This is a genomic window from Blastococcus sp. VKM Ac-2987 (assembly GCF_026967805.1).
Classification (GTDB): domain Bacteria; phylum Actinomycetota; class Actinomycetes; order Mycobacteriales; family Geodermatophilaceae; genus Blastococcus.
This window is the reverse complement of record NZ_JAPVBG010000005.1, coordinates 1-23729: the sequence shown is the minus strand read 5'-3', so window position 1 is coordinate 23729 and position 23729 is coordinate 1. Positions and strand designations below refer to the sequence as shown.

General features: G+C 74.4%; 22 protein-coding genes. 3 read left to right on the top strand and 19 right to left on the bottom strand.

Annotation, left to right across the window (positions count from 1 at the left end):
• Window positions 1-10 precede the first annotated feature (10 nt).
• The 11 genes from coaBC to pyrR form a co-directional block, all read right to left on the bottom strand.
• The gene (gene coaBC / locus O2W17_RS21660) at window positions 11-1237 is read right to left on the bottom strand and encodes a bifunctional phosphopantothenoylcysteine decarboxylase/phosphopantothenate--cysteine ligase CoaBC (protein WP_269194558.1); all 1227 of its coding nucleotides are present in this window, start codon (window positions 1235-1237) and stop codon (window positions 11-13) included.
• A gap of 101 nt (window positions 1238-1338) precedes the next feature.
• Window positions 1339-1602 carry a DNA-directed RNA polymerase subunit omega gene (rpoZ, locus tag O2W17_RS21655; protein WP_014376157.1) on the bottom strand — a complete coding sequence of 88 codons (264 nt, stop codon included), beginning with the start codon at window positions 1600-1602 and terminating at the stop codon, window positions 1339-1341.
• Between the two features lie 76 nt (window positions 1603-1678).
• Complete coding sequence (gene gmk, locus O2W17_RS21650; protein ID WP_269194557.1) at window positions 1679-2266, bottom strand: guanylate kinase; 588 nt, start codon at window positions 2264-2266, stop codon at window positions 1679-1681.
• Window positions 2267-2308: 42 nt separating this feature from the next.
• Complete coding sequence (gene mihF / locus O2W17_RS21645) at window positions 2309-2665, bottom strand: integration host factor, actinobacterial type (protein ID WP_269194556.1); 357 nt, start codon at window positions 2663-2665, stop codon at window positions 2309-2311.
• 371 nt (window positions 2666-3036) lie between these two features.
• On the bottom strand, window positions 3037-3918 hold the full coding sequence (gene pyrF, locus O2W17_RS21640; RefSeq protein ID WP_269194555.1) for an orotidine-5'-phosphate decarboxylase: 882 nt from the start codon (window positions 3916-3918) through the stop codon (window positions 3037-3039).
• Window positions 3915-5291 carry a dihydroorotate oxidase gene (locus O2W17_RS21635; RefSeq protein ID WP_269194554.1) on the bottom strand — a complete coding sequence of 459 codons (1377 nt, stop codon included), beginning with the start codon at window positions 5289-5291 and terminating at the stop codon, window positions 3915-3917. The genes pyrF and O2W17_RS21635 overlap by 4 nt, the downstream gene beginning before the upstream one ends.
• Window positions 5292-5296: 5 nt before the next feature.
• Complete coding sequence (gene carB / locus O2W17_RS21630) at window positions 5297-8653, bottom strand: carbamoyl-phosphate synthase large subunit (RefSeq protein WP_269194553.1); 3357 nt, start codon at window positions 8651-8653, stop codon at window positions 5297-5299.
• Window positions 8653-9828: a glutamine-hydrolyzing carbamoyl-phosphate synthase small subunit gene (carA, locus tag O2W17_RS21625; protein ID WP_269194552.1), complete on the bottom strand. Its 1176-nt coding sequence runs from the start codon at window positions 9826-9828 to the stop codon at window positions 8653-8655. Before carA ends, carB begins: the two co-directional genes overlap by 1 nt.
• An 8-nt stretch (window positions 9829-9836) precedes the next feature.
• On the bottom strand, window positions 9837-11144 hold the full coding sequence (locus O2W17_RS21620; RefSeq protein ID WP_269194551.1) for a dihydroorotase: 1308 nt from the start codon (window positions 11142-11144) through the stop codon (window positions 9837-9839).
• Between the two features lie 65 nt (window positions 11145-11209).
• Complete coding sequence (locus O2W17_RS21615) at window positions 11210-12130, bottom strand: aspartate carbamoyltransferase catalytic subunit (RefSeq protein WP_269194550.1); 921 nt, start codon at window positions 12128-12130, stop codon at window positions 11210-11212.
• Window positions 12127-12738, bottom strand: coding sequence for a bifunctional pyr operon transcriptional regulator/uracil phosphoribosyltransferase PyrR (pyrR, locus tag O2W17_RS21610; RefSeq protein WP_269194549.1), 612 nt, complete (start codon window positions 12736-12738; stop codon window positions 12127-12129). Before pyrR ends, O2W17_RS21615 begins: the two co-directional genes overlap by 4 nt.
• 242 nt (window positions 12739-12980) lie before the next feature.
• On the opposite strand from pyrR, the gene bldD reads away from it, so the two are divergent.
• The 3 genes from bldD (at window position 12981) to O2W17_RS21595 (ending at window position 15646) form a co-directional block, all read left to right on the top strand.
• Window positions 12981-13541 carry a transcriptional regulator BldD gene (bldD, locus tag O2W17_RS21605; RefSeq protein WP_269194548.1) on the top strand — a complete coding sequence of 187 codons (561 nt, stop codon included), beginning with the start codon at window positions 12981-12983 and terminating at the stop codon, window positions 13539-13541.
• A gap of 159 nt (window positions 13542-13700) precedes the next feature.
• The gene (locus tag O2W17_RS21600; RefSeq protein ID WP_269194547.1) at window positions 13701-14618 is read left to right on the top strand and encodes an ABC transporter ATP-binding protein; all 918 of its coding nucleotides are present in this window, start codon (window positions 13701-13703) and stop codon (window positions 14616-14618) included.
• Entirely contained in the window at window positions 14615-15646 is a 1032-nt protein-coding gene (locus O2W17_RS21595; protein ID WP_269194546.1) for a hypothetical protein, read from the top strand. Before O2W17_RS21600 ends, O2W17_RS21595 begins: the two co-directional genes overlap by 4 nt.
• Window positions 15647-15789: 143 nt before the next feature.
• Here O2W17_RS21595 and O2W17_RS21590 read toward each other — a convergent pair whose 3' ends face one another.
• From O2W17_RS21590 to aroC, 8 genes are all read right to left on the bottom strand, one after another.
• The gene (locus tag O2W17_RS21590) at window positions 15790-17889 is read right to left on the bottom strand and encodes an Ig-like domain-containing protein (RefSeq protein ID WP_269194545.1); all 2100 of its coding nucleotides are present in this window, start codon (window positions 17887-17889) and stop codon (window positions 15790-15792) included.
• A gap of 214 nt (window positions 17890-18103) precedes the next feature.
• Window positions 18104-18511: a transcription antitermination factor NusB gene (gene nusB / locus O2W17_RS21585; RefSeq protein WP_269194544.1), complete on the bottom strand. Its 408-nt coding sequence runs from the start codon at window positions 18509-18511 to the stop codon at window positions 18104-18106.
• Window positions 18512-18527: 16 nt separating this feature from the next.
• Entirely contained in the window at window positions 18528-19088 is a 561-nt protein-coding gene (efp, locus tag O2W17_RS21580; RefSeq protein ID WP_269194543.1) for an elongation factor P, read from the bottom strand.
• Window positions 19089-20210, bottom strand: coding sequence for a M24 family metallopeptidase (locus tag O2W17_RS21575; protein WP_269194542.1), 1122 nt, complete (start codon window positions 20208-20210; stop codon window positions 19089-19091).
• A complete protein-coding gene (aroQ, locus tag O2W17_RS21570; RefSeq protein WP_269194541.1) occupies window positions 20207-20641 on the bottom strand; it encodes a type II 3-dehydroquinate dehydratase in 435 nt (144 codons plus the stop codon). The genes O2W17_RS21575 and aroQ overlap by 4 nt, the downstream gene beginning before the upstream one ends.
• Complete coding sequence (gene aroB, locus O2W17_RS21565; RefSeq protein WP_269194540.1) at window positions 20638-21699, bottom strand: 3-dehydroquinate synthase; 1062 nt, start codon at window positions 21697-21699, stop codon at window positions 20638-20640. The genes aroQ and aroB overlap by 4 nt, the downstream gene beginning before the upstream one ends.
• Window positions 21696-22229 (bottom strand): shikimate kinase, encoded by a 534-nt coding sequence (locus O2W17_RS21560; RefSeq protein WP_269194539.1) that lies wholly within the window; start codon window positions 22227-22229, stop codon window positions 21696-21698. Before O2W17_RS21560 ends, aroB begins: the two co-directional genes overlap by 4 nt.
• Window positions 22226-23410, bottom strand: coding sequence for a chorismate synthase (gene aroC / locus O2W17_RS21555; RefSeq protein ID WP_269194538.1), 1185 nt, complete (start codon window positions 23408-23410; stop codon window positions 22226-22228). The genes O2W17_RS21560 and aroC overlap by 4 nt, the downstream gene beginning before the upstream one ends.
• Window positions 23411-23729 lie beyond the last annotated feature (319 nt).

Here is a 23729-nt window from a genome sequence, read left to right as displayed (position 1 = left end):
ACGGTGTGCGTCATCGCCCGCCGGCGGGGTCCAGCCGGGCGCCGACCGCGGTCCAGATCCCGGCGGCGACGGCGTCCTTGCTGCCCCGTGGAACCTCGGTCGCCGACCCGTCCGCGCCGAGCACCACGACGGCGTTCTCGGAGCGGCCGAAGACCTGTCCGGCCGACACGTCGTTGACCACGAGCAGGTCGCAGCCCTTGCGGGCGAGCTTCGCCCGGGCGTGGGTGAGCACGTCGCCGTCGTCGTCACCGGTCTCGGCGGCGAAGCCGACCACGAGCCGGCCCGGCGGGCGCCCGGCGACCAGCTCGGCCAGGACGTCGGGGTTGCGGACGAGCTCGACGGCGGTCGGCTCGCCGGCCGATCCCTTCTTCAGCTTGGTGGCGGCGACGCCGGCCGGCCGGAAGTCGGCGACCGCGGCGCTCATCACGACCACGTCGGCCCCCGCTGCCTCGGCGTGCATCGCCGTCCGCAGCTCTTCCGCCGTCCCCACGGGGACCACCCGGACGCCGAAGGGCGCCGGTGCGTCGACGTTGGCGGCCACGAGCACGACGTCGGCGCCGCGGGCGGCCGCGACCCGGGCGAGGGCCCAGCCCTGCTTGCCCGACGAGCGGTTGCCCAGGTAGCGCACGGGGTCCAGCGGCTCCCGGGTGCCGCCGGCGCTGATGACGACCCGGCGGCCGGTGAGGTCCTGCGGCAGCGCGCCGGCGCCCCCGTCGAGCACCACCGCGGCCAGCGCGGCGATGTCGGCGGGCTCGGGCAGCCGGCCGGGACCGGAGTCGGGCCCGGTGAGCCGGCCGACGGCGGGCGGCAGGACGACCGCGCCGCGACGGCGGAGCGTGGCGACGTTGTCCTGGGTGGCGGGGTGCAGCCACATCTCGGTGTGCATGGCCGGGACGAACACCACCGGGCAGTGCGCGGTGAGCAGCGTGGCGGTCAGCAGGTCGTCCGCCCGCCCCGCCGCGGCGCGGGCCAGCAGGTCGGCGGTGGCCGGGGCGACGACGACGAGGTCGGCGGTCTGGCCGATCCGCACGTGCGCCACCTCGGGGACGTCGGACCAGACGTCGGTGGTGACCGGGTTGCCCGAGAGCGCCTCGAAGGTGGCCGCACCGACGAAGTGCAGCGCGCCGGGGGTGGGGACCACGCGCACGTCGTGCCCCGCCTCGGTGAAGGCCCGCAGCAGCAGCGCGGCCTTGTAGGCGGCGACGCCACCGCTGACGCCCAGCACGATCCGACTCACGCGGTCATCCTCCCGACATGAGAACGCACCCGGCAGCACGTGCCGGGTGCGTTCTCATCAGTTCTGGGGTGCCCGCCCAGGCGGGCGGACGAGGTCCTGCCTCAGTTCTCGCCGGCGGTGTGCGCCAGGAGCCCCTCGTTGATCTCGCGGAGGGCGATCGACAGCGGCTTCTCCTGCGGCGCGGTGTCGACCAGCGGGCCGACGTACTCCAGCAGACCCTCGGAGAGCTGGCTGTAGTAGGCGTTGATCTGGCGCGCGCGCTTGGCGGCGAAGATCACCAGGCCGTACTTGCTGCTGGTGCGCTCGAGCAGCTCGTCGATCGGCGGGTTGGTGATGCCCTCGGGGGCGGGTGCGACTCCGGACACGGGCGGGCGTGCTCCTCATTCGATAGCGGGAGGAAGGCGCCGGCGGGTCCACCGGCGGGGCTCTTCCTCGTGGGCGCTACTCCCCCGGCACGAGTCCGGGTGAGGGCGCAGTCAGCAAGCCTACCAACTCGTCCGCGGCGCGGGCCACGTCGTCGTTGACGACCACCACGTCGAACTCCCCGGACGAGTCCAGCTCCGCCTGCGCGATGGCCAACCGGCGCTCCTGCACGGCGGCCGGCTCCGACCCGCGGCCGGCCAGCCGGCTCTTCAGCTCGGCCCACGACGGCGGCGCGAGGAAGACCAGCTGGGCCTCCGGCGCCCGCGCCCGCACCTGCCGCGCGCCCTGCAGCTCGATCTCCAGCAGCGCCGGCCGGCCGGTGGCCAGCCGGGCGCGGACCGGCGCGACGGGGGTGCCGTACCGGTTACCGGCGTACTCGGCCCACTCCAGCAGGCCGTCGGTGGCGATCAGCCGGTCGAACTCGGCGGCGTCCACGAAGTGGTAGTGCACGCCGTCGACCTCGCCGGGGCGGGGACGACGAGTGGTGGCCGACACCGACACCCACACGTCGGGGTGCCGCCGCCGGACCTCGGCGACCACGGTGCCCTTCCCGACCCCGGAGGGCCCGGAGAGCACGGTCAGCCGTGCCGGTGTCGCTGCAGCCACTCGTCGTCCTCGCCCGCGTTCGTCGGCGGCGCCGGCGACCCCTCAGACGGAGCCGTCGGCAGGAACCTGCTCGGCGACGACCTGGTCACCGCCGAACTCCGATTCCAGCGCCCGCCGCTGGTTGGCGCCCAGCCCCCGCACGCGACGCGTCGGGGAGATCTCCAGGCGTTCCATGATCTTCGCAGCCCGGGCCTTGCCGACACCCGGCAGGGATTCCAGGACGGCGGAGACCCGCATCTTGCCGATGACTTCGTCGGTCTCGCCCTGCTTGAGGACGTCGCCGACCGTGGCGCCCTTGCTCTTGAGTCGCTCGCGCAGTTCGGCACGTGCCTTGCGAGCTGCGGCCGCCTTCTCCAGGGCGGCCGCCCGCTGTTCCGGGGACAGGTCAGGCAGGGGCATGGTGCAACCCAATCGTGTCGTCGCCGGCCGTGCGCCGGCCGGCCGTCGTTCGGTTCGTCGAGACGTGGTGCGCCTCCGTTCCGAGCCTCACGGTCCGTGTGGTTCCCGGCAAATCCGCTGGTCACGCACGAACTGGGAGATCGCCCGGCACACCCGCAGGGCCCGGGTTGCCACCGTAGCCACGCATCCGGTGACCTTCCGTGATCAGCGCAGGTCAGCGCGCCTGGGCGGACGGTCTCGTTCCGTGTACCGGGGTCGTGCCCCTGGTGGGGGCTACGCCCCCGCCACGCCCCCGACACGCCGCCGACACGACACGCCGGGCGGCGCCCGGCGTCTCCACCGTGGGCGCCGGTGGCCGGCCGGCCGCCGCGTCAGGCCGCGAGCGCCTCCGCCCAGCGCTCCGCGGCGGCCCGCAGCGCGACCGGGTCCGGGCCGGCGCCGAGGACGTCCCGGGAGACGGTGGGCACCACGGCAGCTCCGGCGCCGAAGAGCCGGCGCAGGTCGCTCACCGCGCCGCCCTGGGCGCCCAGGCCCGGGGCGAGGACCGGGCCGCCGAGCAGCTCCAGGTCGACGTCCAGCTCGGACAGCGTGGCACCCACGACCACGCCGAACGAGCCGGTCGTGCCGCCGAACGCACCCTGCCCGCGCAGCTGCTCCTCGACGTCGGGCACCTCGTCGCCGCCGGGCGACGGGTCGGGGGTGTTCCAGCCGCGCACGGTGTCGACCACGACCTGCGCGACCGACCGGCCGCCCACGGCGGCGTGCTGCAGCGTGCCGGCGTCCGGGTTCGACGTCCGGGCGAGCGCGAACAGCCCGCCGCCGTGCGCCTTGGCGGTGCGCACCGCCGGCGCGAGGGACCCCGGGCCGAGGTAGGGGCTCACGGTCATCGCGTCCACCGCCAGCGGGTGGTCGGGGCGCAGGTAGTCGGCGTAGGCGGCCATGGTGGAGCCGATGTCCCCGCGCTTGGCGTCCAGCAGGACGAGGGCGCCCGCCGCCCGGGCCCGGGCCACGCCGTCCTCCAGCACGGCGAGCCCGCGGGAGCCGTGCCGCTCGTAGAAGGCGATCTGCGGCTTGAGGAGGGCGACCGATCCGGCCAGCGCGTCGACGACCGCGTCGGTGAAGCGGCGGAGCCCGTCCGGCGAGTCGCCGACCCCCCAGTCGAGGAGCAGCTCCGCGTGCGGGTCGAGGCCGACGCAGAGCGGGCCGCGGGCGGCGACGGACTGGGCCAGGCGCTGCCCGAAGGGCACGGTCACGGGGCCTCCACGGCGCGGGGCAGGGTCTCGCCCAGCGCGGCGATGCACCGCCGGGCGAGGAACGGGTCGGCGAAGGCGCCGGCGGCCGACTGCACCGCGTCGGCGCCCAGGGCGAAGAGGGCGGCGAACGAGCCGGGGTCGGTGACCCCGCCCATCGCCAGGACGTCGAAGTGCACGCCGCCGGCCTCCCGGAGCGCCACCAGCCGCCGGGTGAAGTCCAGCGCCGGGTCGCGCACCGCGATGCCCGACAGACCGGCCAGCTCGCGGCCCGGGAAGGTCGCGGCGCCGTCGCTGCGCCGCACCCGGCTCTGCACGGTGTTGATGCCCGCGATGCCGTCGACCAGCGGCGCCAGCCGGGGCACCAGCCCGGCCAGCGCGGGCTCGTCCAGCCAGGCGAGCTTCGCCACCAGGCCGGTGCGGTCGTCCAGGGCCCGGCGCACCGCGGCCACGACGGCCACGGTCGCGTCGGCATCCAGGCAGAGCGGGGGCCGCACGCCGCCCGCCGAGCGGTCGAGGGTGTTCGGGCAGGAGAGGTTGAGCTCGACGACCGGTGCGCCGGCCTCCTCGGCCAGCCGCGCGGTGCGGGCGAAGTCACCGGCGAGCGCGTCGACCCGGCCGGTGCCGTCGGGGTCCTCCCCCATCACGCTGACCAGCAGCAGCTGCTCGTCGCCCACGGCGGCCACCGCCCGCGACAGGTCGGCCATCCACTCCCCGGGGTCCGGGGAGGGGACGCCGAAGGAGTTCACCGAGCTGACCGTCGCCGAGCCGGGCGGCACCCAGTCCCACGGGTCGGAGACGACGTCGGCGGCGGCGCCAGGGGCCAGGCTCGCCGTCTGGCGCGCGGCGAAGGTCCAGTTCGGCTGCTCGTTGGGCGGGTGCGCCCGGCCGCGGACGGTCTTGTAGGTGAGCACGTTCCAGCCGTTGGCCACGTTGTGCCGCACCCATGCCTCGCTGCCGTTGAGCACGCAGGCGGGGACGCCGATCGGGAAGCCGATCGTCCGGCCCAGCAGCGGCCACCGCCGTCCGCCGGCCGCGGGTCGCTCGGCCGCCCGCGGGCCCAGCGGCCGGGCGAGGTTGTCCCGGAACGAGCCGAGCACGTCGTAGGCCGGGGTGGGCAGCCCGTGCGCCGACAGCAGGTCCGCCTGGCCGGCGAAGAAGAGCACGCGGGTGAGCAGCGGCACGTCCGCCTCGCCGACGGCGCCGGCCGCGAGCCGGGCCTCGAGGTCGGTGGCCGCACCGGTCAGCGCGTCGAGCTCCGCCTGCGGGGGCCGCCCGAAGCGGGTGACCCCCGCGGTGAAGGCCGCGGGCAGCCCCTCGGCCAGACGGCGGGCGACGAGGTCGTCCCGCAGCCGGGCCACGGCGCCGGGTGGCACCGAGGTCACTCCCCCGTCCCGGCGGACGTGCTGGGGCCGCCGTGCGTGCCTCCGGCCAGGGCCGCGTGCACCTCCTGCAGGCTCCGGACGCCGATGCCGCCCTGGCGCAGCGCCTCGATGCCCTGCACCGCCGCCGCCATGCCCTGCACGGTGGTGATGCACGGGATGCCGGCGCTCACCGCGGCGGTCCGGATCTCGTAGCCGTCCAGGCGCGGGCCGCTGTTGCCCGGGGCGCCGAAGGGGGTGTTGAACACCAGGTCGACGTCGCCGGCCTGGATGCGCTCCACGACGTTGCCCGGGCCCTCGCTGAACTTGCCGACGACCTCGGCGGCGACGCCGTGGCGCCGCAGCACCTGCGCGGTGCCGGTCGTGGCCAGCAGGCGGAACCCGAGGTCGGCCAGCCGCTTGATCGGGAAGACCGCCGAGCGCTTGTCCCGGTTGGCCAGCGAGACGAACACGGTGCCCCCGGTCGGCAGCGAGCCGTAGGCGGCGGCCTGCGACTTGGCGAACGCGGTGCCGAACTCGGCGTCCAGGCCCATCACCTCGCCGGTGGACTTCATCTCCGGCGACAGCACGGTGTCGACGCCGTGCCCCTCGACGGTGCGGAAGCGGTGGAAGGGCAGCACCGCCTCCTTCACCGCGATCGGCGCGTCGTCGGGCAGGTCGGTGCCGTCGCCCGTGGCGGGCAGCACCCCGGCGGCGCGCAGGTCGGCGATCGTCTCCCCGACCGCGATCCGCGCCGCGGCCTTGGCCAGCTGGACCGCCGTGGCCTTGGAGACGAACGGGACCGTCCGGCTGGCCCGCGGGTTCGCCTCGATCACGTAGAGGATGTCGTCCTTGATCGCGTACTGGACGTTCATCAGCCCGCGGACGCCGATGCGGGCGGCGAGCTTCTCGGTCGCCGCGCGGATCTTCAGCAGGTCCGCCGACCCCAGGGTGATCGGCGGCAGCGCGCACGCCGAGTCGCCGGAGTGGATGCCGGCCTCCTCGATGTGCTCCATGACGCCGCCCAGGTAGAGGTCGGTGCCGTCGTAGAGCGCGTCGACGTCGATCTCGACCGCGTCCTCCAGGAACCGGTCCACCAGCACCGGGTGGGCGGCGCTGACGTCGGTGGCCTTGGCGATGTAGGCCTCGAGCGTGGCGTCGTCGTAGACGATCTCCATGCCCCGGCCGCCGAGCACGTAGGACGGCCGGACCAGCACCGGGTAGCCGATCCCCGCGGCGATCGCGTGCGCCTCGGCGAACGTCGTCGCCGTGCCGTGCTTGGGGGCGAGCAGGCCGGTGTCGGCCAGCACCCGGGAGAACGCCCCGCGGTGCTCGGCGTCGTCGATCGCCTCCGGCGAGGTGCCCAGCACCGGCACCCCGGCGTCCTTGAGCCGCTGCGCCAGGCCCAGCGGGGTCTGGCCGCCGAGCGTGCAGATGACCCCGGCCACCGGCCCGGCCGCGCGCTCGGCCTCGACCACCTCGAGGACGTCCTCGAAGGTCAGCGGTTCGAAGTACAGCCGGTCGGCGGTGTCGTAGTCGGTGGAGACGGTCTCGGGGTTGCAGTTGACCATCACCGCCTCGTAGCCGGCGTCCCGCAGCGCCATGACGGCGTGCACGCAGGAGTAGTCGAACTCGATGCCCTGGCCGATCCGGTTGGGCCCGGACCCGAGGATCAGCACCGCCGGCTTCTCGCGGGGCTGCACCTCGGTCTCCTCGTCGTAGGAGGAGTAGTGGTACGGCGTGCGGGCGGCGAACTCCGCGGCGCAGGTGTCGACGGTCTTGTAGACCGGCCGGACGCCCAGCCGCCAGCGCAGCACGCGGACGCCGTCCTCACCGGCGAGCTCCGGCCGCAGCGCGGCGATCTGCCGGTCGCTCAGGCCGTGCCGCTTGGCCCGGCGGAGCAGCTCCGGGGTGAGCGACGGCGCCTCCTCGACGGCCGTCCCCACCTCGCGGACGAGGGCGATCTGGTCGACGAACCACGGGTCGAACCCGCTGGCCTCGGCCACCTGCTCGACGGTCGCGCCGGCGGCGAGCGCCGCCTCGGCGGTGTAGAGCCGGCCGTCCACCGGCGTGCGCAGCGCCTCGAGCAGCTCGTCGGCGGAGCGGGTCCCGGGCGCTGCGGCTCCACCCGCCCCGCCGCCCCCGCCGGTCCAGAAACCGGCGACCTTCGTCTCGGTGGAGCGCATGGCCTTGCCCAGCGCCTCGGCGAAGTTGCGGCCCATGGCCATGATCTCGCCGACGCTCTTCATCGTCGTGGTCAGCCGCGGGTCGGCGCCGGGGAACTTCTCGAAGGCGAACCGCGGGATCTTCACGACGACGTAGTCCAGCGTCGGCTCGAAGGCCGCCGGGGTGACGCCGGTGATGTCGTTGGTGATCTCGTCGAGGGTGTAGCCGATGGCGAGCTTGGCGGCGATCTTCGCGATCGGGAAGCCGGTCGCCTTGGACGCCAGCGCCGACGACCGCGACACCCGCGGGTTCATCTCGATGACGACCAGCCGGCCGGTGCCCGGGTGGACGGCGAACTGGATGTTGCAGCCACCGGTGTCGACGCCCACCTCGCGCAGCACCGCGATGCCGACGTCGCGCATCTGCTGGTACTCGCGGTCGGTCAGCGTCATCGCCGGCGCGACGGTCACCGAGTCGCCGGTGTGCACGCCCATCGCGTCGATGTTCTCGATCGAGCAGATGACGACCACGTTGTCGCTGCGGTCGCGCATCAGCTCCAGCTCGTACTCCTTCCAGCCCAGCACCGACTCCTCGATGAGGACGGTGTGCACCGGGGAGTCGGCCAGCCCGTGGGCGGCCATCCGGCGGAGCATCGGCTCGTCGGTCGCGATGCCCGAGCCCAGCCCGCCCATGGTGAAGCTGGGCCGGATGACCACCGGGTAGCCGACGTCGGCGGCGGTGGCCAGCGCCTCCTCGACGGTCCCGCAGACCGTGGACCGCGGGGCGTCGGCGCCGATCGACCGCACGATGTCCTTGAACAGCTGCCGGTCCTCGCCGCGGTTGATCGCGTCGACGTCGGCGCCGATCAGCTGGACGCCGTACTTCTCCAGGACGCCGTTCTCGTACAGCCCGATCGCGATGTTCAGCGCGGTCTGCCCGCCCAGCGTGGCCAGCAGCGCGTCGGGACGCTCCTTGGCGATGACCTTCTCCACGAACTCCGGCGTCAGCGGCTCGATGTACGTGGCGTCGGCGACCTCGGGGTCGGTCATGATCGTCGCCGGGTTGCTGTTGACCAGGCTCACCCGCAGGCCCTCGGCGCGCAGCACGCGGCAGGCCTGGGTGCCGGAGTAGTCGAACTCCGCCGCCTGCCCGATCAGGATCGGCCCGGAGCCGATGACCAGGACGTGCTTCAGGTCGGTGCGCTTGGGCATCAGTTCTTCTCCCCGGTGCTGGACTGGACCTGCGGGGCCGGCCCGCCCGCATGCGCGTCCCCGGCCCGCGCGGACTCCATGAGGTCGACGAAGCGCTGGAACAGCGGGGCGGCGTCGTGCGGACCGGCCGCGGACTCCGGGTGGAACTGCACGCTGAACGCGGGCACCGCCAGGCAGCGCAGCCCCTCGACGACGTCGTCGTTGAGCCCGACGTGGCTGACCTCGACCTGCCCGTACGGGGTGTCGGTGGGCCGGTCCAGCGGGGCGTCGACGGCGAAGCCGTGGTTGTGGCTGGTCACGCGGACGGTGCCGCTGACCCGGTCGAGCACCGGCTGGTTGAGCCCGCGGTGACCGAAGCGCAGCTTGTAGGTGCCCAGACCCAGGGCCCGGCCCAGGATCTGGTTGCCGAAGCAGATGCCGAACAGCGGGCGCTTCGCGTCCAGCACCCCGCGCACCGCCTCGACGGCGTAGTCGGCGGCCGCCGGGTCGCCCGGGCCGTTGGACAGGAAGACACCGTCCGGGCCGGCCGCCAGCAGCTCCTCCGCGGTGGCGGTGGAGGGCAGCACGTGGGTCTCGACGCCGAGCTCGGCCAGGTGCCGGGGCGTCGCGGTCTTGATGCCGAGGTCGAGGGCGGCGATGGTGAACCGCTTCTCCCCCACCGCCGGGACGACGTAGGCCTCGCCGGTGCTCACCTGCGGGGCGAGGTCGGCGCCGGTCATGCTCTCCGCCGCGGTGACCTGCGCGAGCAGCTCGTCGCGCACCTGGTCCGCGCCCCGCGCGCCCCACTCGCTGCTGATGCCGACGCGCATCGCGCCGCGGTCCCGCAGGTGGCGGGTCAGGGCGCGGGTGTCGACGCCGCTGATCCCGACGACCCCCTGCTCGACCAGCTCGTCGTCCAGGCTCCGGGTGGCGCGCCAGTTGGCCGGGCGGCGGGCCGGATCGCGCACGACGAAGCCGGCGACCCACATCCGGCGGCTCTCGTCGTCCTCGTCGTTGACCCCGGTGTTGCCGATGTGCGGGGCGGTCATGACGACGACCTGCCGGTGGTAGCTGGGGTCGGTCAGCGTCTCCTGGTAGCCGGTCATGCCGGTGGAGAACACCGCCTCGCCGACCGTCGTCCCGATCGCGCCGTAGGCCTCGCCCCGGAACGTGCGCCCGTCCTCGAGCACGAGCATCGCGTCTGTCAACGAACTGCCTTTCCGTCCAGGACGGTCGGGACGCCCCGCAGGAACGTCGCGACCACGCGGCCGGGGAGCTCCCGGCCGGCGTAGGGGCTGTTGCGGCTGCGGCTGGCCAGCGCCGCCGGGTCGACCACGGCCCGGCTCGCCGGGTCCACGAGCACCAGGTTGGCCGGCTCCCCGGGGGCCAGCGGGCGGCCGTGCGCCCGGTCGCCCAGCCCGGTCAGGCGGCCGATGGCCGCGGGGCGCACCGACATCCGGTCCGCGACACCGGCCCAGTCGAGCCGGCCGGGCTCCACCATCGTCTCGATGACCACCGAGAGCGCCTGCTCCAGCCCGAGCATCCCGGGCCGGGCCTGCGCCCACTCGCTCTCCTTGTCCTCCACCGCGTGGGGGGCGTGGTCGGTGCCGACGGCGTCGATCGTGCCGTCGGCCAGCCCGGCCCGGAGGGCCTCCACGTCGGCGTCGGTGCGCAGCGGCGGGTTCACCTTGAACACCGGGTCGTAGGACTCCGCGCACGCGTCGGTGAGCAGCAGGTGGTGCGGCGTCACCTCGGCGGTCACCTGGACCCCGCGGGACTTCGCCCAGCGCAGGATCTCCACCGAGCCCGCGGTCGAGACGTGGCAGACGTGCAGGCGGGCGCCGACGTGCTCCGCGAGCAGCACGTCGCGGGCGATGATCGCCTCCTCCGCGGCGGCCGGCCAGCCGGTCAGGCCGAGGCGCGCGGACCGGTCGCCCTCGTGCATCTGCGCGCCGGCCGTGAGCCGTGGCTCCTCCGCGTGCTGGGCGACGACGCCGTCGAAGGCCTTCACGTACTCCAGCGCGCGGCGCATCAGCGCCGGGTCGCTCACGCAGGAGCCGTCGTCGGAGAAGACCCGCACCCGGGCGGCGGAGTCGGCCATCGCGCCGAGCTCGGCGAGCCGCTCGCCCGTCAGCCCCACCGTGACGGCGCCGACCGGGACGACGTCGACCAGCCCGGCCTCCTGGCCCAGCCGCCACACCTGCTCGACGACGCCGGCGGTGTCGGCGACCGGGTCGGTGTTGGCCATCGCGTGCACCGCGGTGAACCCGCCGAGCGCCGCCGCGCGGCTGCCGGTCTCGACCGTCTCGGCGTCCTCCCGGCCCGGTTCGCGCAGGTGGGTGTGCAGGTCGACCAGGCCGGGCAGCGCCACCAGGCCGCCGGCCTCGACGACCGCGGCGCCGGTCGCCGACAGCGACTCGCCGATCGCCGCGATCCGGCCGTCCTTCACCAGGATGTCGGCGGGGTCGCCGCCGAGGGGCCGCGCCCCCTTGATGAGGTAGCTGGTCGCCATGTCGTCTCCTCGCTCCGCTCGGGCGCTCGCTCCGCTCCTCGCTCGTTCCTCGCTGCGATGCTCACTCACTGGGGCGCGCCTCCGAGCAGCAGGTAGAGCACGGCCATCCGCACGGAGACCCCGTTGGCGACCTGCTCGACGATCGTGGAGCGGACGGAGTCGGCGACGTCGGCCGCGATCTCCATGCCGCGGTTCATCGGCCCCGGGTGCATGACGATGGCGTCGTCGGGCAGCGCGCCCATGCGCCGGCCGTCGAGGCCGTAGCGGCGGCTGTACTCCCGGGCGCTGGGGAAGAACGAGGCGTTCATCCGCTCGGCCTGGACCCGCAGCATCATCACCACGTCGCTCTTGGGCAGCACGGCATCGAGGTCGTAGGTCACCGCGGCCGGCCAGCTGCCCACGCCGACCGGCAGCAGGGTCGGCGGTGCGACGAGCGTGACCTCCGCGCCGAGCGTGTGCAGCAGCCCGACGTTGGACCGGGCGACCCGGCTGTGCAGGACGTCGCCGACGATCGTCACGCGGACGCCGTCGAGCCGGCCCAGCCGCTGCCGGATCGTGTAGGCGTCCAGCAGCGCCTGGGTGGGGTGCTCGTGGGTGCCGTCGCCGGCGTTGACGACGCTGCCGCGCACCCAGTTCGCCAGCCGGTGGGGGGCACCCGACGAGCCGTGCCGGACGACGACGGCGTCGCTGCCCATCGCCTCGAGGGTGAGCGCGGTGTCCTTGAGGCTCTCACCCTTGGAGACGCTGCTGCCCTTGGCGGAGAAGTTGATGACGTCCGCGGAGAGCCGCTTGGCGGCCAGCTCGAAGCTGATCCGGGTGCGCGTGGAGTCCTCGTAGAAGAGGTTCACCACCGTCCGCCCGCGCAGCGTCGGGAGCTTCTTCACCTCGCGGCCGGCCAGCGCCTGCTCGATCTGCGCCGCGGTGTCGAGGACCAGCGTCGCGTCCGCCCGGTCGAGGTCGGCCGCCTCCAGCAGGTGCCGCTTCACTGCGTCCCCCTTCCCGTCCCGCCGTCGGTCACCAAGACCTCGTCGGCGCCGTCGACCTCCGTGAGGTGCACCTTCACCTGCTGGCTGCGCGACGTCGGCACGTTCTTGCCGACGAAGTCCGCCTTGATGGGCAGCTCGCGGTGCCCGCGGTCGACCAGCACCGCCAGCTGGACGGCGCGGGGGCGGCCGAGGTCGCGCAGCGCGTCGAGCGCCGCCCGGACCGACCGGCCGGAGAAGAGGACGTCGTCGACGAGCACCACCAGCCGGCCGTCGATGCCGGCGTCGGGCAGCACCGTGGGCTCGAGCGCGCGGACGCCGCGGAGCCGGAGGTCGTCGCGGTACAGCGTGATGTCGGCGGTCCCGACGTCGACCGGGGTGCCGGTGAACGCCTCGATGCGGGCCGCCAGCCGGCGGGCCAGCGGGGCGCCGCGGGTGGGGATGCCGACCAGGACCAGGTCGGGGAGCCCGCCGTCGGCCGATCCGGGATCGCTCGCGGCGGCCCGTTCGATGAGCTGGTGCGCCATGCGGTCCACGACGCGGGCGACGTCGGCGGAGGAGAGCAGCGTGCCGGGAGACGGACTCCGGGCAGGCTCGGGAGCGCGGGCCAATGAGGCCTCCTTCCCCGCCTCACTGGACGGGTCGTTAAAGGAGTGGTCGGACCGCCGACGACGTTACTGCACCGCCCCGGTCGGCCGTCGGGCCCCCGCCCGGCCCGATCCCCCGGCCGGTACCCCCATCGACGCCCTCACCTGCCCGATCGTGTCGGCCCGCCTGTTGTGAAGCCCGCGTTCCACGTACGCTGCGTGACGACCAGCACCGATCCACGACGACGGACAGTGAGCAGACAGCGATGAGCACCGACTACTCACGGGCCCTCGGCGCCCGGCTCCGCGCCATCCGCAACCAGCAGGGCCTCTCCCTGCAGGGTGTGGAGGACAAGTCGCACGGCCGCTGGAAGGCGGTCGTGGTCGGCTCCTACGAGCGGGGCGACCGCGCGGTCACCGTGCAGCGCCTCTCCGAGCTGGCCGTGTTCTACGGCGTCCCGGTGTCCGAGCTGCTGCCGGACCCGCGGCCGAGTTCCGCGGTCACCTCCACGAACAAGATCGTCCTGAACCTGGAGTCGCTGGGCTCGCTGCCCGCCGACGAGGCCGGCCCGCTGGCGCGGTACGCCTCGACCATCCAGGCGCAGCGGCACGACTACAACGGCAAGGTCCTGTCGATCCGCGCCGAGGACCTGAAGTCGCTGGCGATCATCTACGACATGAGCCCCGACGAGCTCACCTCCCGGCTCATCGAGTGGGGGGTGCTCTCCCCCGGCATGGAGGGCATCGTCAGCAACGGCGGCGACGAGGAGCTCGAGGACGACGTCGACGAGTCCGCCTGGGGCGACCGCCGGCGCGCCCCGCGCTGAGCTGAGCCGACGACCAGGGCCCCCACCGATCGGCGGGGGCCCTCGTCCGTTCCGGGCCTGACCGGTCTCGACACGCGCGCAGCGACGCTGTCCCGGCAGCACCGCATGTGCCACTGTGCTGCCAGCCGGGCGCCCGGCCCGGGCGAGCAGGGAGGCCGCATGCCGGCGGTGCAGATGGCGGGGGTCACCAAGACCTACCGCGGCAAGGGCGGCACGCCGCACAAGGCGCTCGACGGGCTGGACATGACCGTCGACACCGGCGGCGTCCACGGCCTGCTCGGCCCGAACGGCTCGGGCAAGACGACGTCCATCCGGGCGCTGCTCGGGCTCGTGCGCATCGACGCCGGCGAGATGCAGCTGCTCGACCGACCGGTGCCCGCCGGCCTGACGGGCGTGATCGGCGACGTCGGCGCCCTGGTCGAGACGCCGCTGTTCTTCCCCGGCTTCTCCGGCCGGCGCAACCTCCGCCTGCTGGCCGAGACCGCCGGCGTCCCGCGGGACCGCGTCGAGGAGTGCCTCGAGCTGGTGGACCTGCGTGAGCGGGCCGACGACCGGTTCACGGGCTACTCCCTCGGCATGAAGCAGCGCCTCGGCATCGCCGCCGCGCTGCTCAAGGCACCCCGGCTGCTGATCCTCGACGAGCCCAGCAACGGGCTGGACCCGGCCGGCATCCGCGACGTCCGCGAGCTGATCCGCCGCCTGGGGTCCGACGGCCGGACGACCGTGCTCGTCTCCTCCCACCTGCTCGCGGAGATCCAGCAGGTGTGCGACTCCGTGACGATCCTGGCCCGCGGCCGGCGCGTGGCCTCCGGTCCGGTCGCCTCGGTGCTCTCCCGGGCCGGCACCGGCGACGTCCGCGTGGGTGTCCCCGACCCGGCCGCCGCCGCGGCGGTGCTCGGCGCCGCCGGCTTCACCGTCTCCCCCGCCCCCGACGGCCAGGTGCTGGTGCACGGCGCCCCCGCGCCGGGCGAGATCACCCGCGTGCTCGCCGAGCACGGCCACTACGTCGAGGAGCTGGTCCGCGTGACCCCCGACCTGGAGAGCGCGTTCCTCGCCATCACCGGGGGGCAGGCGTGAGCGCGGTGACCGAGCAGCCGACCAGTGCTCCCGGCCCGACGTCGGCCCGGCGGGGCGGCAGCCTGTTCCGCGCCGAGCTGCACCGGTTCACCGCCCGCCGGTTCATCCAGGCGCTGCTGGGGCTGGCCGTGCTCGGCTGGCTGGCGGCCGTCGTCATCGGGCTGCTCCAGTTCGGCGAGCCGACCGACGCCGACTACGCCACCGCCCGCGAGCGCATGGCGGAGGTCATCGCCGGCGAGGAGGCGTGGCGCGCGGACTGCGCCGTCGAGGCCGAGGCCGTCGGCCGGCCGGTCGACGAGTTCTGCGGGCCGCCGCTGGACGCCTCCACCTGGCGCGTCGAGGACTTCCTCGACACGGCGCCCTTCGACCTCGCCTCGGCCGCCGGGCCCGGCGCCATCGGCTTCGCGGCCGCCGCCGCGGTGCTCGCCTTCCTCGTGGGCGCCACCTGGATCGGCGCGGAGTGGTCCACCCGGAACATCGTCGCCCTGCTGTTCTGGGTGCCGGACCGGCTGCGCGTCATCGGCACGAAGATCGGCGTCCTGGTGCTGGCCGCGCTCGGGATCGGGGTGGCCGCGCAGGTCGCCTGGCTGGCCATGGGGTGGCTCCTGCGGACCCTGGTGGGCACCGACTCGGCATTGCCCGCGGGGTTCTGGGGCGAGCTGCTGGCCGCCCAGGCGCGCGGGGTCCTGCTCGCCGTGCTCGTGGCGCTGATCGGCTTCGGGCTGGCCAACCTGGTGCGCAACACCGGGGCGGCGCTCGGCATCGGCTTCGTCTACTTCGCCGTCGTCGAGACCGCGCTGCGGATCTACGACCCGGTGCTCGAGCGCTGGCTGCTGTCGATCAACGCCGTCGCCCTCGTCCTCCCGGGCGGGGTCCCGGTCATCGACTACAGCGTCCTGACCACCGGGCCGGAGGGACCGCCGACCTACCTGGTCACCAACCTGCAGGGCGGGCTGGTCGTCGGCGCGTTCGCCGCGGTGATCCTCGGCGCCGGCGTCTGGCTCTTCGTCCGCCGCGACCTGCAGTGACATCGTCGTCCTCCGGACGACGACCGCGGCCGGGTGCCGTTCCCGACCTGCGCTGAGCCGGATCAGCCGCCGTCTCGGGAACCCTTCGGGCCCCGCCCGCGGTCGCGGACGGGTCCTCTCGCCTCTCGGGTTCGGGTTCGGGTTCAGCGGGTGGTGAAGGACCACTCCTCGGCGACGACGGGCACGCCCGCGAGGTCTTCGACCCCGGCCGTCAGGACCACCGTGTACGTCGTGCCCGCAGCGAGGTCCGCCTCCGGATTGAGGACCACGGTGTTGCTGGTGGTGTTGTAGTTCACCGCCGTCGGGACCTTCGCACCGTCCGGCGCCTGCAGCCACACGATGGAGGCGTCAGGCCTGGTGATCGGCTCGCTGAAGGTGATGAACACGTTGGCGGCGAGGCCGACGCGAGTGCCGTCACGGTCGGGCGTGCGGCTGGTGACCGTCGGCGCGGCGGTGTCCAGCGGGGCTGCGCCGACGGTGAAGGTCCAGCTGGTCGGTGCGAGCGCGTTGCCGGCCAGGTCCTTCACGCCGTCGGTCAGCACGACCGTGTACGTACCGGGCACCAGATCGCTCCCCGGGTTCACGATCACCGTGTTGCTCGTCGCGTTGTAGCCGACCGCTGCGGACACCCGCGATCCGTCCGCAGCCGCCAACCACACCGCCGACGGGTCGGGCTTGCCGACCGGCTCGCTCATGCGGGCCAGCACGTTGGCACCCTTCGCCACGCCGGTCGTGCCCGGTGCGGGCGACTGGCTGGTGACCGTCGGCGGCACGGTGTCCCCGGACGCCGTCCCGCTCGTGGTGAACGTCCACGTCGTGGGCGCCAGCGCGTTGCCGGCCAGGTCCCGCACGCCGTCGGTCAGCACGACCGTGTGGGTGGTGCCGGCAGCGAGGTCGGCGTCCGGATTGATGATCACCGTGTTGGTCGTCGCGTTGACGTTGACCACCGCCGGCACCTTCGTCCCGTCCGGCGCCTCGAGCCAGACCGATGTCGAGTCGGGTCTGGCCACCGCCTCGCTCATGCCGATCAGCACGTTCGCGCCCCGCGCCACGCCGGTCGCACCGGCCTCCGGTGCCCGGCTGGCGACGGCGGGCGCGGTGCGGTCGTTGTCGGGGCCCTCACCGCTGGTGACGAAGGACCAGCTGGTCTTCGGCAGCGGGTTCCCCGCGGCGTCCGTGACCGTCTGGCTGACCGTGGCGGTGTAGCGGGTGCCGGCGGCCAAGGGGTCGGTGGTCCCCGGGAAGGGATTGAGGGCGGCCACGCCGGTGGTCCGGTTGTAGGAGACCGCCGCGCTCACGGCGGTCCCGTCGGAGGCGGACAGCGTGAAGGTCGAGTCGCTCAGACCGGTGACCGGCTCGTCGAAGCCGACGGTGACGTTCGTCAGCCGACCCACGTCGCGCGTGTCGGGGGCCGGGGTCCGGCTGACCGCCCGGGGCGGCAGCAGGTCCTGGCCGAAGTTCTCGCAGCCGACCGCCGGGCCGGTCACGTCCGACAGGCCGTCGACGAGCATGGACTCCCGCGGCAGCGGCTCGGTGTGGCCGATCCCGATCGCGTGACCGTCCTCGGAGAGCAGCGCCTGCTTCCGCTGGCCCTCGGTCAGGCCGTCGCTGTTGCGGAAGCCGAGATAGGGCGCCCGGTACCGGACGACGAAGCCGCCGTCCACCCCCGGGTCGGCCTCGATGGCATCCGGAGTGGCGCGGTACTTGCCGGCCTCGTCGCGGAACTCGCCGGAGTCGAGGACCGACGGTGGGATGACGGTGCCGTCGAAGCGCTTGGCGACACCACGGACGATGACGGAGTCGGACGTCCCGTCCCCGTTCTCGTCCGCCGACTCGGGGGCGCCGGTCCAGCGGATGTCGTCGACGGTGACCTCGTTGCGGGTCGTCCCCGCGTACACCACGACCCGGTCGCCGGGCCGGATGTCAGGCGTGCCGCCGGCCCAGCAGTCGCCCGGGTACACCGCCCCCGTCTCGACGCCGTGGTTGACCTCCAGGCCGACGCCTTCGTCGGTGGTCCAGGCCGGGCCCTGGGCGACGCCGATCACGGCACCGTCGCGGATGACCTCCACCCGCACCGTCTGGCCGACCGTGCCGTAACCGAAGACCCCGACGAAGTCGAGGTTGTGGAAGACCGTGATGTTCTTGTTCGGCCCGACCCCCGGACCGGTGAGGGACGCCGACGCCGGCGCCGTGCCGACCAGGGCCGGCGCGACGAGGGCCATCGCCGTCCCGGCGGCTGCCACGGTCCATCGACGACGGCGGACCCGGGGTTGCTGCAACTGGCGCGACAACGGGCGCTCCTCGCACTCCGGTGGTCAGGGCCCCTGCCCTTCCGGACACCTGACGGCGCACGTCCGCCAGAACCGGTCGACCACCAGCGAGCTTGCTGCACCCCGGCGTCGGGGGGATCCCCCCGGGAGGGGGTGACCCCACCCCCAGACCTGGCGACGCCGCCGGTCAGGCGGTGGGCACCTCGGCGGCGAGGATGGCGCCCAGGACGCCGTTGACGTAGCGCGGCGACTCGTCGGTGGACAGCGCCTTCGCCAGCTCCACCGCCTCGTCGATGACCACCGCGTCGGGCACGTCGTCGGCCCAGAGCAGCTCGTAGGTGGCCATGCGCAGGATCGCCCGGTCCACGTCGGGCAGGCGGTCCAGCGACCAGCCGGCGGTGTGCGTCTCGATCAGCTCGTCGATCCGCGCGCCGAACTCGTCCACGCCCTCGACCAGGCGGATCGTGTGGTCCGGGACCGGCGGGTTGCCGTCGGCGACCCGCTCCCCGAGCAGCTCCAGCCGGCCCCGGCCGCGGACATCGGCCTCGTACAGCACGTCGACGGCACGCTTGCGCGCCTTGGAGCGGGCAGCCACGCCGATCAGCCGGCGCTCAGTTGACGCGGCCGAGGTACCGGCCGTCGCGGGTGTCGACCTTGAGCTTCTCGCCGGTGGAGATGAACAGCGGCACCTGGATCTGCGCGCCGGTCTCCAGCGTCGCGGGCTTGGTGCCGCCGGTGGAGCGGTCGCCCTGCAGGCCCGGGTCGGTGTGCTCGACGACGAGCTCCAGGGTGACCGGGAGCTCGACGTACAGCGGGGTGCCGTCGTGCACGGCGACGACGACCTCGGTGTTCTCCAGCAGGTAGTCCGCGCCCCCGCCGACGGTCTCGGTCGGCACGTAGATCTGGTCGAACGTGTCGCCGTCCATGAAGACGAAGTCGGTGCCGTCCTTGTACAGGTACGTCATCGACCGCTTGTCCACGTTGGCCGTCTCGACCTTGGTGCCGGCGTTGAAGGTCTTGTCCACGACCTTGCCCGACAGCACGTTCTTCAGCGTCGTGCGCACGAAGGCGCCACCCTTGCCGGGCTTGACGTGCTGGAAGTCGGTGACGGTCCAGAGCTGGCCGTCCAGGTTGAGGACGATGCCGTTCTTCAGGTCGTTGGTGGTAGCCATCTAGAGAACCAGCAGTTCCTTGCTCGTGAGGGTCAACAACTCGGGCGCGTCATCGGTGACGATCAGCGTGTCCTCGATCCGGACACCGCCGTGGCCGGGCAGGTACACGCCCGGCTCCACGGTGACGGCCATGCCGGCGGCCAGCCTACCCGCGCCCTGCTGGCCGATGCCCGGCGCCTCGTGGATCTCCAGGCCGACGCCGTGCCCGAGGCCGTGCGGAAAGTGGTCCCCGTGGCCGGCCGCGACGATGACGTCGCGCGCCGCGGCGTCCACCGCGACGACGTCGGCACCCACCGCCAGCGCGGCCCGTCCCGCCGCCTGGGAGGCCGCCACCAGCGAGTAGATCTCCCGCTGCCAGTCCGCGGCGTGCCCGAGCACCAGGGTGCGGGTCATGTCGGAGTGGTAGCCGTCGACCGTCGCCCCGAAGTCCAGCTTGAGGAAGTCGCCGGCGCGCAGCTCGGTGCGGTCGGGCCGGTGGTGCGGGATCGCGGAGTTCGCCCCGGCGGCGACGATCGTCTCGAACGACGGCGCCTCGGCACCCAGCGCCAGCATGCGGGCGTCGAGCTCGCGGCCGACCTCCAGCTCGGTGCGTCCCGGCCGCAGCGCGCCCTCGGCGGCCAGCTCGGCCAGCGCCTGGTCGGCGACGGCGCAGGCGCGGCGCAGCGCCTCGATCTCGTCGTCGTCCTTGACGGCGCGCTGGGCCTCCACCGCGCGGCGCACCGACGCCAGCTCGGGCGCCGTCCCGCCGGCGGCGGCGTCGGCGAGCACGCGCTCCAGGCCGTGCAGCCCGTCGACGGTGAGGTCGTGCGACTCGTAGCCGATCCGCCCCGCGCCGCGCCGCACCGCCGCGCGGGCCAGCGCGGGCACCGTGGCCCGGTCGACCACCAGCTCGACGTCGGGCACCTGCACCCCGGCCTGCGTGGTGTAGCGGCCGTCGGTGCCGAAGAGGTCACCTGGGTGGGCGGGGGACGACTCGACCCGCACCAGCAGCGCACCGTTCGAGCCGGTGAAACCGGTCAGGTAGCGGACGTTGAGCAGGTTGGTGACCAGGACGGCGTCCAGCCCGCGCTCGGCGGCCGTGGTGCGCAGGACGTCGCGTCGGGCGGCGGTCCGCCCGCTCACCGGTGCCCCCGCAGCGACATCCACTGGAGCGCGAGCACGTAGCCCTCCACCCCCAGGCCGGCGATGACGCCGTCGGCGACGCGGGAGACGTACGAGTGCCGCCGGAACTCCTCGCGGCGGTGGATGTTGCTGATGTGCACCTCGAGCACCGGCGCGGTCACGGCGGCCAGCGCGTCGTGCAGCACCACCGAGGTGTGCGTCCAGCCGCCGGGGTTGACCACGATCGGGTCGCCGGCGTCGGTGGCCTCGTGGATCCAGCGCAGCAGCTGCCCCTCGTCGTCGGTCTGGCGCACCTGCACCTCCATCCCGAGCTCGCGGGCTGCGGTCCCGACGAGGTCCACGAGCTGGGCGTGGGTCGTCGTCCCGTAGACCTCGGGCTCGCGGGTGCCGAGCCGGCCGAGGTTGGCCCCGTTGAGCACCTGGATCGTCATGCTCTCTCCTCGCTCACGGCGGCCCAGGCGGCGTCGAGCCAGGCCTGGTCCGGGTCGGGAAGGATCGTCGGCGCGCCCAGCCCGTCGAGGACGACGAACCGCAGCGACGCCCCGCGGGCCTTCTTGTCCACCCGCATGACCTGCTGCAGCTGCGCCCAGTCCCCGGCGTACCGGGTGGGCAGGCCCATGGCGGCGACCAGGTCGCGGTGCCGGGCCACCTCCGCGGGGGTGAGCAGGCCGGCCTGCCCGGCCAGCTCGGCGGCGAAGACCAGCCCGACGGCGACCGCCTCGCCGTGCCGCCAGCCGAAGTCCTCCACCCGCTCGATGGCGTGCGCGAGGGTGTGGCCGTAGTTCAGGAACTCGCGGACCCCCGTGTCGTGCAGGTCCTCGCCCACCGCCGCCGCCTTGACCCGCACCGCGCGCTCGATGAGCTCCTCGGTGTCCCGCCGCCCGCTGGGGTCGGCGTCGAGCAGCTCGAGGATCCGGGCGTCGGCGATGAAGCCGCACTTGACGACCTCGGCCAGCCCCGACCGGAACTCCGCCTCCGGCAGCCCGGCCAGCAGGTCGGTGTCGGCGAGCACCGCCGCGGGCGGGTGGAAGGCGCCGACGAGGTTCTTGCCGGCCGCGGTGTTGATCCCGGTCTTGCCGCCCACGGCGGCGTCCACCATGCCGAGCAGGCTGGTGGGCACCTGCACGACGCGGACGCCGCGGGTCCAGGTGGCGGCCAGGAAGCCGGCCAGGTCGGTCACCGCTCCCCCGCCCACGCCGACGACGGCGTCCGAGCGGGTCAGCCCCAGCCGGCCGAACTCCTCCCACACCTCGGCGGCTACCTGAGCGGTCTTCGCCGCCTCGCCGTCGGGGACGACGACGGCCTCCGCGGCCACCCCGGCGGTCTGCAGGATCTCGACGGCCGCACCGGCGGCGGCGGCCAGCGGCGGCGCGTGGACGACCGCGGCCTTCGGGGTGCCGGCCAGGACCAGCCCGAGCTCGGCCTGGACCCCGGCCCCGATCCGCACGTCGTAGGGCTGCTCCCCCGCGACGGGGACGCGGCGGCTCACCGGGCTCCCTCCGGCGTCAGGACCTCGAGCACCTCGGCGACGACCTCCTCCGTCGAGCGCCCCGCGGTGGCCACCGGGTGCGTGGCGACCTCCGCGTAGAGCGGGGCGCGCTGTTCGAGCATGGTGCGCAGCATGGCGCGCGGGTTGACGGCCAGCAGCGGGCGGTCGCGGGACAGGCCCACCCGCCGGGCGGCTGAGGCGACGTCGACGTCGAGCCAGACGACCGTGCCGCCCGCCCGCCCGTAGGCGACGAGCAGCTCGCGCGTCGCCGCGCTGGTCACCGCGCCGCCGCCGAGCGCCAGGACGCCGTCGTGCTCGGCGAGGGCGCGGGCGACGGCCCGCTCCTCCAGCGCGCGGAAGTGCGGCTCGCCGTGCTGCACGAACAGGTCGGCGATGCTGCTGCCGGTCTCCACCTCGACGTCCCGGTCGGTGTCCCGGAAGGGCAGGTCGCGGGCGGTGGCGACGGCGGTGCCGACCGTGGTCTTGCCGGACGCCGGCGGGCCGACCAGGACGAGCGCGGGGGAGGTCATCGGTAGGGCAGCGCGTCGAGGTAGGCCTGGACGTTGCGCCGGGTCTCGGCGACCGAGTCGCCGCCGAACTTCTCCAGCACGACGTCGGCCAGCACCAGCGCCACCATCGCCTCCATCACCACGCTGCCGCGCGGCACGGCGCAGGCGTCGCTGCGCTGGTTGATCGCGACCGCGGCCTCACCGGTGGCGACGTCGACGGTCTGCAGCGCCCGGGGCACCGTGCTGATCGGCTTCATCGCGGCGCGGACGCGCAGCACCTCGCCGTTGGTCATCCCGCCCTCGATGCCGCCGGCCCGGTCGGTGAGCCGCTGCACCCGGGTCCCGCCGTCGGAAGGCACGATCTCGTCGTGGGCCACCGAGCCCCGGCGGCGGGCGGTCTCCAGCCCGTCCCCGACCTCCACGGCCTTCACCGACTGCACGCCCATGAGGGCGGCGGCCAGCCGGGCGTCGAGCCGGCGGTCCCAGTGCACGTGCGTCCCCAGGCCCGGGGGCAGCCCGTGCACGACGACCTCGATGACGCCGCCGAGGGTGTCGCCGGTCCTCCGGGCGTCGTCGATCTCGGCGACCATGCGCTCGCTGGTGGCCGGGTCGGCGCAGCGCACCGGGTCCTCGTCCAGCCGCGGGTTGTCGTCCGGCCCGGGCACCAGTCCGTCGGGCGCCACGACGGGGCCGATGCCGACCACGTGGCTGACCACGGAGACGCCGACCGTCTGCCGCAGGAACGCCTGCGCGATCGCGCCCAGTGCCACCCGCGCCGCGGTCTCCCGCGCGCTGGCCCGCTCGAGCACCGGCCGCGCGTCGTCGAAGCCGTACTTCTGCATGCCGGCGAGGTCGGCGTGCCCGGGGCGCGGCCGGGTGAGCGGCGCGTTGCGCGCCTGGCCGGCGAGCACGTCGGCGTCCACCGGGTCGGCGGACATGACGGTCTGCCACTTGGGCCACTCGGTGTTGCCCACCTGGACGGCGATCGGGCCGCCCTGGGTGCGGCCGTGCCGCACCCCACCGGTGAGCGAGACGAGGTCCTGCTCGAAGGACATGCGGGCGCCCCGGCCGTGCCCCAGCCGGCGGCGCGCCAGCTGCAGGTCGAGGTCGGAGGTCTGCACCTCGACCCCGGCCGGGAGTCCTTCGAGGATGGCGGTGAGCTGCTGGCCGTGCGACTCACCGGCGGTCAGCCAGCGCAACATGACGGGGATTCTGCCAGGCGCCTCCGGGCGGCCGGCGCCTGGCAAACGGACATGACCCCCGCTGGTACGTGGTGCGCCGTACACCACGCGCTACGCTGTCGCTGGCACCGTCCCGCATGCGGCACCCGCTCCGTCGGCTCGGTGCTACCGAGGCGGTCGAGACACCGGTGGACCGGCCGGTCGGCGGGAGGACGCCCGACGCACACGATCGGAGAACCATGTCCGTCCAGCGTTTCGCCGTGGTCGGTGGCGGCATCATCGGGACGGCGGTCGCCCGCCGACTCCTCGAGCTGCGCCCCGACGCCCAGGTGACCCTGCT